This is a genomic window from Sphingomonas sp. BK580, assembly GCF_014194975.1.
Lineage (GTDB): Bacteria > Pseudomonadota > Alphaproteobacteria > Sphingomonadales > Sphingomonadaceae > Sphingomonas.
Window position 1 is genome coordinate 19611 of the sequence record NZ_JACIAY010000005.1, and the last position, 12939, is coordinate 32549.

Annotated in this window: 14 protein-coding genes; 3 read left to right on the top strand and 11 right to left on the bottom strand. The window is 70.1% G+C overall.

All coding sequences use genetic code 11. The features are described from left to right. Positions 1–54: 54 nt before the first annotated feature. The 3 genes from FHY05_RS10620 to FHY05_RS10630 are packed head-to-tail and all read right to left on the bottom strand — an operon-like array spanning position 55 to position 3331. Positions 55–990, bottom strand: coding sequence for a cyclic nucleotide-binding domain-containing protein (locus FHY05_RS10620; protein ID WP_183944375.1), 936 nt, complete (start codon positions 988–990; stop codon positions 55–57). Continuing rightward, entirely contained in the window at positions 987–1715 is a 729-nt protein-coding gene (locus FHY05_RS10625; protein ID WP_183944376.1) for an E2 domain-containing protein, read from the bottom strand. Before FHY05_RS10625 ends, FHY05_RS10620 begins: the two co-directional genes overlap by 4 nt. Continuing rightward, entirely contained in the window at positions 1712–3331 is a 1620-nt protein-coding gene (locus FHY05_RS10630) for an adenylate/guanylate cyclase domain-containing protein (protein ID WP_183944377.1), read from the bottom strand. Before FHY05_RS10630 ends, FHY05_RS10625 begins: the two co-directional genes overlap by 4 nt. A gap of 171 nt (positions 3332–3502) precedes the next feature. Here FHY05_RS10630 and FHY05_RS10635 point away from each other — a divergent pair, with 171 nt between their 5' ends. The 3 genes from FHY05_RS10635 to FHY05_RS10645 are packed head-to-tail and all read left to right on the top strand — an operon-like array spanning position 3503 to position 4874. After that, positions 3503–3934 (top strand): hypothetical protein, encoded by a 432-nt coding sequence (locus tag FHY05_RS10635; RefSeq protein WP_183944378.1) that lies wholly within the window; start codon positions 3503–3505, stop codon positions 3932–3934. Continuing rightward, positions 3927–4388: a helix-turn-helix transcriptional regulator gene (locus FHY05_RS10640; RefSeq protein ID WP_183944379.1), complete on the top strand. Its 462-nt coding sequence runs from the start codon at positions 3927–3929 to the stop codon at positions 4386–4388. The genes FHY05_RS10635 and FHY05_RS10640 overlap by 8 nt, the downstream gene beginning before the upstream one ends. Positions 4389–4394: 6 nt before the next feature. Next, positions 4395–4874, top strand: coding sequence for a hypothetical protein (locus FHY05_RS10645; RefSeq protein ID WP_183944380.1), 480 nt, complete (start codon positions 4395–4397; stop codon positions 4872–4874). A gap of 339 nt (positions 4875–5213) precedes the next feature. Here the strand turns inward: FHY05_RS10645 and FHY05_RS10650 are convergent, their stop codons facing one another. The 8 genes from FHY05_RS10650 to FHY05_RS10685 all read right to left on the bottom strand — a co-directional run bounded on the left by FHY05_RS10650 (position 5214) and on the right by FHY05_RS10685 (position 12927). Then, a complete protein-coding gene (locus FHY05_RS10650) occupies positions 5214–5657 on the bottom strand; it encodes a hypothetical protein (protein WP_183944381.1) in 444 nt (147 codons plus the stop codon). 574 nt (positions 5658–6231) lie between these two features. Continuing rightward, on the bottom strand, positions 6232–7101 hold the full coding sequence (gene ygiD / locus FHY05_RS10655) for a 4,5-DOPA dioxygenase extradiol (protein ID WP_260181507.1): 870 nt from the start codon (positions 7099–7101) through the stop codon (positions 6232–6234). Positions 7102–7297: 196 nt separating this feature from the next. Beyond that, positions 7298–7588: a hypothetical protein gene (locus tag FHY05_RS10660; protein ID WP_183944383.1), complete on the bottom strand. Its 291-nt coding sequence runs from the start codon at positions 7586–7588 to the stop codon at positions 7298–7300. A 195-nt stretch (positions 7589–7783) separates the two neighbouring features. Continuing rightward, on the bottom strand, positions 7784–10003 hold the full coding sequence (locus tag FHY05_RS10665) for a xanthine dehydrogenase family protein molybdopterin-binding subunit (protein WP_183944384.1): 2220 nt from the start codon (positions 10001–10003) through the stop codon (positions 7784–7786). Beyond that, positions 10000–10989, bottom strand: coding sequence for a xanthine dehydrogenase family protein subunit M (locus FHY05_RS10670; protein WP_183944385.1), 990 nt, complete (start codon positions 10987–10989; stop codon positions 10000–10002). The genes FHY05_RS10665 and FHY05_RS10670 overlap by 4 nt, the downstream gene beginning before the upstream one ends. Further along, a complete protein-coding gene (locus tag FHY05_RS10675; RefSeq protein WP_183944386.1) occupies positions 10986–11510 on the bottom strand; it encodes a 2Fe-2S iron-sulfur cluster-binding protein in 525 nt (174 codons plus the stop codon). Before FHY05_RS10675 ends, FHY05_RS10670 begins: the two co-directional genes overlap by 4 nt. A 124-nt stretch (positions 11511–11634) precedes the next feature. After that, complete coding sequence (locus FHY05_RS10680; protein ID WP_221191135.1) at positions 11635–12312, bottom strand: DJ-1/PfpI family protein; 678 nt, start codon at positions 12310–12312, stop codon at positions 11635–11637. An 18-nt stretch (positions 12313–12330) separates the two neighbouring features. Further along, a complete protein-coding gene (locus FHY05_RS10685) occupies positions 12331–12927 on the bottom strand; it encodes a Dps family protein (protein WP_183944388.1) in 597 nt (198 codons plus the stop codon). Between the last annotated feature and the right edge of the window lie 12 nt (positions 12928–12939).

Below are 12939 nucleotides of genomic sequence, written 5' to 3' on the forward strand. Positions count from 1 at the left end.
TCATCGCCGTCTTCGGCCGCGGCCCGCAACTGTACGCAGCCGTGGCGCTCACCCTCAAGAAGTAGGGCGCAGCCTCGACCTCGCCTTCCGCTCCGCGACGAACTCCGTGATCGCCTCGATGGCCCGCGTGAGCGCCACGCGCGGCGGCACGCCCTCGTCCGGCAGGGAGTAGGTCATCGGCTGCATTCCCTTGAACAGCCGCGGGGCCGCGCCTGCCCCCCACTCGGGCACCATCACGAGCGTGCGGTGGCGCGACAGCTCCGACATGACGTAGCCGAGCTCGAAGCGAACGGTGTGCCACCGATCGCCGCTCGCCCGCTCCGGCGGATCGCACAGGTCGTCGGGGTCGGCCAGCACCACGCCGAAGTCGGCCGCCCTCGCCTGCTCGTGCAGGACGTCGACCTGATGCTCCCCGGGGGGAACGAGGTCGTCGACGTTCCACAGCTCGACGTCGTGATCCCTCAGAAGCGCGAGCCTGATCTGCTGCGCGATCTCCCTGCGGCTCTCCGATGCGATCATGAAGATGCGCGGCCGCTCGTTGACGGACGCGATGAGCTGGTTCCGCTGCTCGATCTTGTGGGTGAGCTCGACCGCGAGCAGACGCCACAGCTCGGGTTCGCCCCGTCCCGCGCTTTTCAGCGCCGCCGATCCGCAGCGCAGCGCTACCACCGGTTCGCGCGCCGTCACCGTGGCCGTGCGGGGAAGGCGCGGGTTGATGGCGGCGAACTCTCCGACCACGTCGCCGGCGCCTCGTCCGTACGGCAGCCTCTCGCCGTTGACGATCAAGTCGACGGATCCCGCCAGTATGAACCAGCAGTCGTCGTCGTTCGCGCCCTGGTGCATGAGCTCCTCGCCCGGCGAGAACGCGACGAGCTCGCCGGCATCCACGAGCGCCTCGGCAACGCTCCGGTTCCCGCGGACCGTCTTCTGGCTCAGCATCGCCTCGATCTGGTCGTCCCGATCCTTGAAGCGGTCGATCTGTACCGTCACGCCACCATCCTCCTGTCGATGAGCGGGCACCCGGGCATGCGGCCGCAGCACCGGTACCCGGCGCGCCGAGCGGCCGCGAAGTAGTCCGCCTCGGCCTGCCGCCGCGCCCGCTCGGCGGCGAGCACGCGCTCGACCGAGGCGCGATGGCGGCAGGCGTCGAAGCGTACCGGCGACCCCGTCAGATCGAGGCAGCCGCGCGGACACGCGGCGCCCCGCCGCACGCGCCGCCCTCCCTCCTTCAGGCGCTCTGCGAACCACCCGTCGTCGACCTCGATGCACCGAGCGTACTCGTCGGCCATGCCGATGGCTGCGGCGCCGGCCTCGGCATCGGCCTGCCGATCGGCCGCAGCAGGCCCGTGTGACAGCCACCGGCCCGCGGGCCAGCGGCCGCGCCGCTCCGCGCGCTGCTCGTTGACGAGCCACTCGCCGAGATCCTGCCAGAATACTGCGAGCTCGCCCGCATCCTCGACGCGGTAGCCCCGCCTGCCCAGGCAGAACGAGGAGTCGCCGTTGACGTGCAGCTCCGGGCAGCGCCTCGGCAGCCGCGTCCCCGGGCTACGCTCGCCAACGCGCATGAACCCGTCCTCCGTCCACATCCTGACCAGGGTGGCCGGAACGACGGCGCCGCTCGGCAGCGGCGGCGCGACAATCCACTCGCAGCCGCCGGCGCCGAGCGGGGCCGCCCACGGCGGGGCGGACGCGGAGAGGGCGTCTCCGAGCGTCACCGGTCGAGGTAGGCGCGGGCCGGCGGCGCGGCTGCCGCGGCGGCGGCAGCCGAGGAGAGGATCGCGGGGCTGCGGGTCGGCGAGCCTGCGACCGTCGCCGGAACCCGCCCCGAACCGACCTGCGTGGCCACGTCGTCGTAGTCGAGGTGGCCCGCCGTCCGACCGGGCCCGAACAGTGCCTTTACGCCGACCGAGGCGGCGGCGTAGGCGCTCGGGCCGATGCGGGTCTGATGCCCCTTGCACTCGCGCTGGCAGGACTCCGACTCGCGGATCGCGAGGCTCGACGCCACCCGCACCGCTCGGTCGCCGCGGATGCCCACCCGCGACACCGGCGTTGGTCCGGTCTCGAATCCGATCGCGAGGCCCAGCTTGCGCGTCTCGGGCATCAGTTCGCCGCAGAGGTCGAAGGATGAGCGGAGCGCGCCGGCGCACAGCGCCGCCTGGTCCACCGTCGAGCGCAGGTCCACTTCCTGCGATGTGCCCTCCGCCATGATCGCGAGGATGCAGTCGCCGATGAAGCGAACCTTGCGGCCGTCGAATTCGCTCTGCACGACGGCGTTGAGCTCGGAGCGCAGCACGTGCAGAAGCCGCACCGCCTCGCCGAGGCCGCCTTCGGCCATGCAGCGGTCGATGTACGCCGTGTAGCCGTCGAGGTCGGCGAAGATCGCCGCAAGCGGCATCCTGACTGACCGGCTCGGCGAGAGCGTCGCATAGTCGATGGTGCGCAGCGGCGGGGTGTGCTGGTGAAAGCGGAAGTCCGAGGGCACGGGGGGCCTGGCGCGTCCCTCGCGCACCTCTCCGGTCCACTCGTCGAGGCGCGCCGTGACGACGGCGCCGCGGTCGCGGGTCGCCGATCTCGCCCGCAATGCCTCCAGCTCGAACACGGAAGCCGGCATCGCGCGCTCCTCGAACAGCGTCGTCGCGCGTCGGAACGCCAGCGCCGCGCGCACGCGGTCGGAGAGGAACACTCCCTCCTCGTCGCCCATGGCGAGCTTGGCCGCGTGGTTCGCCGAAGGCCCCACGAACATCGGCTCGCGCTCGTCGCTCCTACCGCTGTTGATCGCGACGCAGGGCCCGAGGTCGATCCCGACGCGGAAGCGCAGCTGCACGCCGAGCTCGGAGAGGAAGCGGTCTCCGCCCAGGCGGGCCAAGGCGGTCATCTCCTCGGCCAGGTCGAGCGCCGCCGCGACGCGCTCGGCCGTCGACGCCTCGCCGCGCGGCTCGATCACCACCGCGTGCAGGCGAGCTCCGTGATAGTCCACGCGCTGGGCGCCCGCGCCCTCGACCACGCGGTCGGCGGCCGAGTAGAGGGTCGAGAGCAGCGCGAGCCCGCGCGCGTGGCTCGTCGGCGTCTCGACGCCGCGCTCGAGCCTGACGTCGTCGTAGTTGAGCAGCTGCACGTAGACCTGGACCGTGTCGACGAGCACCGCCGCTCCGTTCGGCAGGTCGAACAGCGGCCGGTCGGCCAGCGGCGCCCGGCCGGCCGCGCGCGCGGCCTCGCGCATCCGCGCCAGCCTAGGCAGGTACTCGTCCGCGTAGCGCTCGACCTTCACGACCGGCGCCGACGCCATGAACCCTCGAATGCGCGCCTCGGCGCGCGACCTGCTCCACGTCATTCGTCATCCCTTTCTCAAAATCCGCGCCCCGCCGCCTGTCGCTCCCGTCTTAACGTATATGTTAAGCGGAGTGGCAGCTTCAAGGCTGTCGCCCTTCTTTCCTGTGGATAAGCCGAAACCGTTGGACCGTTGACGACTTAACGCCTACGTTAAGCGCGAGAGGTTCGGGCGATGGCGCTTCGGGGCATTAGGAGCGAGACGCAGCTTGCGGCCGCCCGCGTGGAGGGGCGACGCTGGGCCGTGGCGATGCGGGACGCGGAGTGGGAGCGTTTCGGCACGGCGATCTGCGCGGCCGCCCGTCTGCGTCTTACCGCCGTGATGGAGCACTTCTGCGACCATGGGGAACGGGATCTCCCCCGCGGCGCGTTCCGTTGGCTGACGGCGTCGGGTCGGCCAAGGGGCGCCGCGCGCGAGGGCGCCTTCGAGGCGAGAGGAACCGTGCTGCGAGGACACGCGACCGATCGCGTGTTCTTCGTGACCGAGATCGCCGTCGATCCGACGGTCCCGGCTCCGCCGGGCCGCCGTCGGCGCAGGCTTGAGGATGGTGGAGAGCGGCAGCTTGCGCTGGCGCTCCTGACAGCAAAGGAAGAAGGCGATGGCTGAGACGGATCAGAGGGATCGGCTCGACGAGGACGACAAGCTGTTCGAGGAGTCCTTCCTGCTCGCCACACAGGTGACGCTGCAGCGCCTCCTGAACGAGAAGCAGCTGAAATACCGTGATCTCGCGAAGCGGCTGGGCGTGAGCGAGGCACGGGTAAGCCACATGTTCGGGGACGAGGCCTCGAACCTCACGATCCGCACGGTAGCCCGCATCTACCGACAGCTAGGCGAGACCCCGGTCATCCTGTCCGTCCGGGATCTGGAGCGGATTACGGCCGGTCGGGACGGCTGCCTCGAGAACGTCGCCGGTTGGACGGTGCTAGCCGACGAAGTGGGGCCGTTCGAGGTCGCGCGCGCCAAGGTGGTGACCGAAGGGGACGTGACCGCCGACTGGCGCCCGTCGCGATCGAGCGAGTGGATGGCCGCCGAGAACCAGCTTCTGGGACGGATGGCCTGAACGCTCATGGCCGGAAACGCCGCGACCGTCGACTCCAAGGTCTACAACGCCCTCATCGGCCACGCCACCTTGCGGGGCATCTGGATGACCGAGTCGCGCTTCGACATGAGCCCTCAGGTGCTTGATCCCGACGACGTGCCGCTCAGCCACTCGCTGCGGACCCACGACGTCGAGGTGACGCTGGAGGACGAAGGCGTCGTCTACGGCTTCGTCCGCTTCGAGGCGGTGTCACGACGCAAGCGGAAGCGGGTGATCAACGTCGCCGCCAAGTACTTCGTCAGCTACCGGGTCGAGGGCGGCTGCGATCAGGCGATGGCAGAGCTCTTCATGGACCGCGTCGGCAAGCTCGCGGCGTACCCCTATTTCCGAGCGCTCGTCGCCTCGCTCGTGGGCCAGGCCGGCGCGCAGGTTCCCACTTTGCCCATCATGACCTTCCAGCCGAGAAGCATCCGCTACGCAAGCGACCGCGAGACCGTTGCGGACTGACGCGCGATCAGGAAGCCGCGGCAAGCATCCGGCGTTCGTCGCCACCCTTTCCGGAACCAGGCGCAACCCGCGGGTTGTGCCTTCCCGCGCCGCATCCGGCTACCCGCCATCCATGGGGAAAGGGACAAGGGTCGTCCTCACTCCACGTTGTTTCGACGGCGAGCTGCTGGCACCTTGAGGCTTGGTGGCCGGGACCGCTGACGAGCGATGCGCTCGTCGCCGGGAAGGTCGCTGCTCGGGCGAGCCGCGCGCCGACGCTTGCACCGCTCGGCGCAACCCGCCCGAAGGGGAACGAATAAACTTCGGTTTGGAGTTGGTATCGAAAGAAAGCGTCGAATGTCAGTAGTAGGCCACGCCCTCCTCCTTCTTGTCGTAGCTGCCGGGAGCGACGGACATGGTGAAGCTCGCCCAGGCCGATCCACCGGATCCGTCCGCAAGCTCGAAGCGGGAGACCAGGAACAGACTGCCGGGCCCGGCCGGTACCGCGCGAGTGAAGCGGCGCGTACGGCCGGGCCGTATGGCGATGTCGTCCAAGGCCGCGCCGACCGGCAGCAGGGAGCGGTGAGGTGTGCCGGGAGGGGCGAGACTCGCCACGACGGTCTTCAGGATCACCTCGGACGGGCCCGGGTTGTGGACGGACCAGATGAAGGATCCCCGTTCGACCACCAGATCGATGACCGGCCCCGTGCGGCTCCGTTGTTGCACCCCGAAAATGCTCAGCTGGAGAGCCGAGACGATGGCGGCGATGACCGCCAAGCTCAACGTCACGGCGGTGGCCAGCATGGTGACCTGGCTGCCCGCGAGGTTAGCCCGAGCGGTCGCGTTCGCCTCGCAGTCTATGCCGGGCTCCGGATCAGCGCTCTCCTTTGAACGTGGACCTCCTGTGGACTGGCCGCCTTTCTGGTGGGGGCGTTCGGCCTCGCCCGCTTCCGAACTCCTCCCGAACTCTTCGTTGCCGGCGTAACGTTCGCGCTAGGCGGAGCGGTAGCCGCCGTGGGCGTTTGTCTGATGTACGTACAATAGGGTGACGGTCGCCGTGAGGAGCACGGCGAGCACCAGAGCAATCAAGAGTACGTCCTTAGCTGATGCGTCAGCCTCGTGGAGCTGCGTGTCGTGCGCTCCCCTTCTCAGGCCGCATCGAGCCAAACCGACATGCTGCGCTCAACCCCAAGAAGGGCAGCGATTGGCTACGCCTTAAAATGGGGACGGCATTCGGAGGAATCTTAAGGCAAGGAGGAAAGCCATGAGCTCGACCGATCACGTGTGAACAGCCCGAACCGCTTCGGTGGCCGCTCGGCGCGGAAACTCGTCGGGCGGTCACCATCGCCGGGGAAGCGGGGCGTGTGCCATCGCAAGCTCAGGTGTTGGTCTGATCAGGAGGAACGTCGACCGGCAGCATCGCCGCGTCGTGGCCCAGCCGGCAGCCAAGCGCCCCGCACGACACGCCGAAGCAGGTCATCGACACCGATCCGAGCGAGAAGCCTCGAACCAGCGCCTCCGCTCCCGTCTGCGCGGCCGCCGCGATCCCGGCCGTGTAGAGCAGCGGGGCGAAGTGGTCGGGCGTGGGCGCCGCTGCGGCGAAGTCCGGGTGGTCGGCGAGGGTCGCCACGTCGGCTGGGCGATGTGCCATCAGTTCGGTCGCCGCATCGTCGAACCGCCGGACCCACGGCTCGCCCGTGTCACCGGCTCGCCAGTCGATCCGTCGCAGATTGTGGACGACGTTTCCGCTCGAGAGCACCAGCACGCCGCGGCTCCGAAGCGCGTCGAGCCTCGCGCCGAGCTCCAGATGGTAGGCCATCGGCTTGGAGGAGTTGATCGAGAGCTGTACCACCGGCACGTCGGCGTCCGGGAAGAGATGCGCGAGCACGCTCCAGGTGCCGTGATCCAGGCCCCACTGGTCATGGTCGAGGCCGACCCAATCGGGTCTCGCCAGGTCGACGACCTCAGCCGCAAGCTCGGGCATGCCCGGCGCGGGGTACTCGAACTCGGACAGGGCCCGAGGGAACCCGTAGAAGTCGTGGATGGTGCGCGGCCTCGGCATGGCGGTCACCGCGGTCGCCCCGATGAACCAGTGAGCCGAGACCACGAGTATGCCGCGGGGCTTCCCGATGGCGGCGCCGATCCGCTTCCACGAGTTCGTGAAACCGTTCTCCTCCAGCGTGTTCATGGGACTGCCGTGACCGATGAACAACGCGGGCATCGGCCGCGCACTCGTGCTGCTACTCATGTTCGCTCGCCTTCCAGTCGGACGCTGATGCAACGTATCACGTCCGCCGCGCCGCCTGCCCATGGATAACCGGTCCGGACGAGGCTCGAAGGCGCCGATCCGGTCTGCCGGCGGCGGCCTGCGACGAGTTCTAGGCGGGCCACGCCTCAGCCGGTGAGAACCTGGAACGTACCCAGGACCAGGCGCGACCGTACAATCATTTCGTAGACCGCGAGAGCGTGCGTCGGCGGATCTCCATCGCGAGCGTCTCCCTCTCGCGGTCGCCGTGCTCCCCCGAGGCGCGTAGGAAGGCGACACGCAGATCCTCGTCGCGAGCCGGCACCAGCGCGAAGCCTGCATCGCTTGCGGCTACGAGCACGTACGGGAAGACGCCGCTCAGATGCCGGGCGCCGTGTCGCGGCAGGCACTCGAACCGAGACGACGACAGGCCGAGGACCGATCCGCCGTCAGGACCCCCGTAGACCTTGAAGTAGCGACGCTTCGCCAAGCGTGTTCCCTCGTTCGTTCTCTGATCGAGGAGGCGACCTCCCCCGGCCACCTTCACCCCCTCCGGTCCGTGCGCTCCTCAGGCTCCTGCTCTTGCGGTTAGGCGCCCGACGGCCGGCTTGATGGGACCGCAGATCGGCACAGGCAGGTGCCGCCGCCGCACCAGCCGCCGCGAGCCGGCTCGAAGCCGACGCCGTCAGGCCGGAAGGTCCAGCAGCAGCTTGTCGAGCGTGATCGGGAATTCGCGGACCCGGACGCCGGTCGCGTTGAAGATCGCGTTCGCCACGGCCGCGCCTGCGCCGCTGATCCCGAGCTCGCCGACGCCCTTGGCGAGCAGCGGGTTCGCCGCATGGTCCCGCTCCTCGAGGAGGACGACGTCGATCTCGGGCACGTCCGCGTGCGCGGCGACGTGGTACTCGCCGAGGTCGCGGTTGACGACCTTGCCCGTCCGCACGTCGTGGACGAGGTCCTCCGTCAGCGCTCCGCCGATGCCGAACACGATCCCGCCGATGCACTGCGACCTGGCCGTCTTCTGGTTCAGGATGCGGCCGGCGGCGAAGACACTGGTCCATCTCGCTACCCGCGTCTCCCCGGTCGTCGCGTTGACGCGCACCTCGCAGAAGTGCGCGCCGTACGATTCCTGGCTGTAGCCCTGGGTCGCCTGCCCCGGCTCGCACGAGCCCTCCGCCTCGATCCCATTGCCGACGAGCTCCGCGAGCGGGCGGCGCACGCCTTCCGCCTCAACGCAACCATCGGCGAACGAGACGTCGGCGGGCGTCGCTCCCGCCGCCGCCGCGAGCTTCGCCCGCAGGACCTCGCAGGCGGCGTAGACCGCGGTGCCCGACGTCGTCGCGCCCCAGGAGCCCCCGGAGCCCGCGCTCGTCGGATCGTCGGTGTCGCCGAGGCGCACCGCGACGTCCTCCATCTGCACGCCGAGCATGTCGGCCGCGATCTGCGCCAGGATGGTGTAGCTTCCCGTGCCGATGTCGGTCATCTCGCTGGCGACCGTGACCTTGCCGTCGCCGCCGATCTCGACCTTCGCCTTGCTCTTGCCGAACAGGTTGCCTCGCGCAGCGACTGCCATGCCGTGACCGACCAGCCACTCGCCCTCGCGGCGGCCCCCGGGCAGCCTGTTCCTCTCCTCCCAGCCGAACCGCTCCGCGCCGAGCACGAGGCACTGCTTGAGCGATCGGCTCGAGTAGGGAATGTCCTCCTCCGGATGCCGGTCGGGCTCGTTGCGGAGCCGCAGCTCGACCGGATCGATGCCGAGATCGTGCGCAAGCTCGTCCATGGCGGACTCCAGCGCCAGCTGGCCGACTGCCTCGCCCGGCGCCCGCATCGAAATCGCGGGCACCTTGTTCAGCCGCACCAGCTTGTGGTCGACCACGCGGTTCTCGCCGGCGTAGAGGAAGTGGGTGGCGATCCCGGCCGGCTCGAAGAAAATCTCGCCGTCGAGCTGGCTGGTGACCGTCTCGTGCGAGATCGCGGTCAGCCTGCCGTCGCGCGTCGCGCCCAGCCTCACGCGCTGGCGCGTCTCGGGCCGGCGCCCCACCACGTCGAAGACCTGCTGCCTGCTCAGTACGACCTTGACCGGCCGGCCGAGCTGCCGTGCGGCAAGGGCGGCCGCGACGGCCTCTGGCATGACGCCGAGCTTGCTGCCGAAGCCGCCTCCCACGAAGTCGGAGATCACGCGCACGTCCGCCGCGTCGATCGCCAGGCTCGAGGCCAGCTGGTCGCGCGTGGTGATCGGCGACTGGTAGGAGCCGTGCACCGTCAGCCGCCCCTCCTCCCACACGGCGACCGAGCCATGCGCCTCCATCGGCGCGTGGCTCTGCGAGGGGGTCTCGTAGATGGCGTCGATCGTCGCCGCCGCGCCGGCAAGCGCCGCGTCGACGTCTCCCTGCTCGGTCCTGATCTTGAACGCGCCTCCGAGGTCGTCGTCAGGCGGGACGGCGCGGCCGACCAGCGCATCGAAGTCGAAGGCCCCGGCCGCCGCCTCGTACTCGACCCTGACCGCCAGCGCCCCGGCCCTGGCGCGCTCGAACGTGTCCGCGACGACCAGGGCGACGGGCTGCCGGAAGTACACCACGTTCTCGAGATCCTGCGACGGCGCCTTGGGCCCCGCGAAGTCGCCTGCGTTGCGGGCGAGCCCCTCCTGGATCACCGCCAGCACTCCTGGCATCCGCTCGGCCCCGCCCACGTCGACGCGGCTGATGCGGCCGGCGCCGAAGGGCGCCTGCGCCAGGACGCCGTGGACGAGGCCCGGGTAGCGGTGCTCGGCGGCGTAGCGCGCCGATCCGGACACCTTCAGCGGTCCCTCGATTCGACTGAGGGGCCGGCCGACGACCGGATCCGCGGCGTCGTCGAGCAGGCTGCGCTCCACCGGCGCGTCCATCCTGACATGTCCAAGGGTCATCGCTGGTCCTCCGTGATCTGCTTGAGGCAGGCCGTCAGGGTCCGCCTGAGGAGCGGGATCTTGAAGTCGTTGCCGCCGTGCCCCTTCGCGCCGGCGAGCACGACGTCGGCGGCGCGCTCGAAGGACTCGGACGTGGGCGCAGCGCCGATGAGCGCGGCCTCGGCCGCCGCGTCGCGCCACGGCATCGTGCCCACCCCGCCGAAGGCGAGCCGAGCCGACGCGATGCGTCCGTCGAAGACGTGCACCACCGCGGCGACCGAGACGAGCGCGAAGGCGTACGAGGCGCGGTCGCGCACCTTGCGGTACGTCTGGCGCCCGGGCGGCGGCGGTGGGAGCCGCACGGAGACGATCATCTCGCCGGGCAGCAGGCTGTGCTCAAGGTGGGGCGTCTCGCCGGGCAGCCGGTAGAGCCTGTCCAGCCCTATGCAGCGGGTCGACCCGTCCGCCCGCCGGGTCTCGACGAGCGCGTCGAGCGCGCGCATCGCGACGGCCATATCAGAGGGATGGCTCGCGATGCATTCGTCGGAGGTACCCAGCACCGCCATGATGCGGTTGAAGCCGCCAATGGCCGAACACCCGCTTCCGGGCTCGCGCTTGTTGCAGGGCGAAGCCGGATCGTAGAAGAAGTAGCATCGGGTGCGCTGGAGCAGGTTGCCTGCGGTGGTCGCCTGATTGCGCAGCTGACCGGAGGCCCCGGCCAGCAGCGCACGGGATAGCATCGGGTAGAGCGTTCGAACTAAAGGATGCGCTGCCAGCTCGGCATTGGTCACCAGCGCGCCGATGCGGAGCCCTCCCTCTTCCAGCGCCTCGATCCGGCGCAGGTCGAGCGCGCTCACGTCGACGATCGCCTCCGGCCGCTCGATGCCGAGCTTCATCAGGTCGAGGAGGTTCGTACCGCCCGCCATGAAGCGCGCGCCCGGGCGATCCGCGGACGCCTTCAGCGCCCCCGCCAGCGTGCGCGGACGCGCATAGTCGAAGGCAATCACGACGCGGCCTCCGCGACGGAGCGGATCGCGGCTACGATGTTCGGGTAGGCCGAGCAGCGGCAGATGTTGCCGCTCATCCGCTCCCTTATCTCTGCCGCGTCCAGCTCCGCCTCGCCGGCAAGGTCGCCGGTCGCGTGGCTCGGCCAGCCCGCCTCCACCTCGGCGAGCATGCCGACGGCGGAGCAGATCTGCCCGGGCGTGCAGTAGCCGCACTGGAACCCGTCGTGCTCGAGGAACGCCGCCTGAAGCGGATGGAGCCGGCCGCCGCCGGCGAGCCCTTCAACCGTGACGACATCGTCGCCCTCGTGCGCGAGCGCCAAGGACAGGCAGCTGTTGATCCTGCGCCCGTTGACGAGGACCGTGCAGGCTCCGCACTGGCCGTGGTCGCAGCCCTTCTTGGTCCCGGTGAGGCCGAGGTGCTCGCGCAGCGCGTCCAGGAGGGTGACCCTCGGCTCGATGCTGAGCGCGTGCGGTCGTCCGTTGACCCTGAGGCGGGCTTCGACCGGCTGGTCGGCGAGCATCCAATCCACGACACCTCCATCTGCGTGCCGCGTCAAGCGGCGTGAACGGGCATCAATCCTACTACGCAGCCGCGACGGCGAACCGCGCCGAAGTCTCCGCCGTGAGGCGACCCCCTGTCGCCGATCAGACCTCCTGCGACTTCGCATGACGCCAGGCGCTCGCCTCCCTTCGGGCCGTGATGTCGGCCGCGCTCCTGCGCACGCGCTCCACGATCGCCGCTGGAGCGGCATCGGGAATTCCGGCGTCGAAGCGCGGCTCCGGCGCATACTCGATCGACAGCTGGATCGCCTGGGCGACCTCGTCGCCCCAGAGCCGCTGCACGACCAGGAACGCACCGTCGATGCCCGAGGTGACGCCCGCCGCGGAGATCAGACTGCGGTCCTCGACCACGCGCTGGTCGACCGGCGTCGCGCCGAAGGCGGGCAGCAGATGCCGGACCGACCAGTGCGTCGTCGCGCACCGGCCGTCGAGCAGACCCGCGGCCCCGAGGAGGAGGGCACCGGTGCACACAGACAGCACCAGGCTCGCGCCGGCGGCCTGGTGCCGCAGCCAGCCCAGCACGTCGACGGCCTCCATGAGATCCTCCTGCCCCGGCCCGCCGGGCACGACGAGGACGTCGAGCTGCGGCGCCTCCGAGATCGCGGCGTCCGCCGTGAGGACGAGGCCGGCCAGGTCGCGGACCTGCCCGCCTTCGGGCGCATAGAGCCCGCACCGGGCGCCGGGCAGCTTGCTGAGCACCTCGAACGGCCCGGTGACGTCGAGCTGGTCGACGCCCGCGTAGACCAGGAATCCGATGCGCACCTCTCCGCGCTCGAGCACCTAGCGGCCCGCCTGCGAGCCGCCGGCGGCGTCCGGCCGCTGGAGCGTCGTCGCGGCGAGATGCTCGCCCACGAACCAGACCTGCGGCTCGTTGGTGCGGATGACGTTGCTGACCAGCAGGTCGTTGGTGCCGTCGTCCCCCGCCTCCGCGGTCGTCTTCGCCGCCGCATGGCAGAACTCGAGCACCTGCTCGTGCGCCTTGAGGAGGCGCGACAGCTGCGTGGGCACGTCCTCCCTGTCGCGCGGCGGACGCTCCACGCGCGTCGTCTCGGCTACGTCGTGCGGAGTGGCGAGGCTGATGCCGCCAAGCGCCTGTATGCGCTCCGCGACGACGTCGACGAGCTCGGCCTGGGCCTCGTAGTGCTTGTCCAGCAGGAGATGCAGCTGGTAGAACGTGGCGCCGGACATCTGCCAGTGGTGCTTCTTGTACAGGTCCCGCAGCATCATGGTGTCGGCCAGCACCTGGTTGAGCAGCTCGACGCTCTGCCTCCTGCAGTTCTCGCCCAGCGCGAGCGGCAGGTCCGACAGCTTGCCGAACTCCTGGATTGTCCGGTACTCGACCTCGTAGGCCGGCTGCGCTTCGTCCTTCCGAGCCATAATCGACGACCT

Coding starts and splice junctions, on each gene's coding strand:
- FHY05_RS10630 (WP_183944377.1), bottom strand. CDS start 3,331: ATGACGTGGAGCAGGTCGCGCGCCGAGGCGCGCATTCGAGGGTTCATG.
- FHY05_RS10635 (WP_183944378.1), top strand. CDS start 3,503: ATGGCGCTTCGGGGCATTAGGAGCGAGACGCAGCTTGCGGCCGCCCGC.
- FHY05_RS10640 (WP_183944379.1), top strand. CDS start 3,927: ATGGCTGAGACGGATCAGAGGGATCGGCTCGACGAGGACGACAAGCTG.
- FHY05_RS10645 (WP_183944380.1), top strand. CDS start 4,395: ATGGCCGGAAACGCCGCGACCGTCGACTCCAAGGTCTACAACGCCCTC.
- FHY05_RS10650 (WP_183944381.1), bottom strand. CDS start 5,657: ATGCTGGCCACCGCCGTGACGTTGAGCTTGGCGGTCATCGCCGCCATC.
- ygiD (WP_260181507.1), bottom strand. CDS start 7,101: ATGAGTAGCAGCACGAGTGCGCGGCCGATGCCCGCGTTGTTCATCGGT.
- FHY05_RS10665 (WP_183944384.1), bottom strand. CDS start 10,003: ATGACCCTTGGACATGTCAGGATGGACGCGCCGGTGGAGCGCAGCCTG.
- FHY05_RS10675 (WP_183944386.1), bottom strand. CDS start 11,510: ATGCTCGCCGACCAGCCGGTCGAAGCCCGCCTCAGGGTCAACGGACGA.
- FHY05_RS10685 (WP_183944388.1), bottom strand. CDS start 12,927: ATGGCTCGGAAGGACGAAGCGCAGCCGGCCTACGAGGTCGAGTACCGG.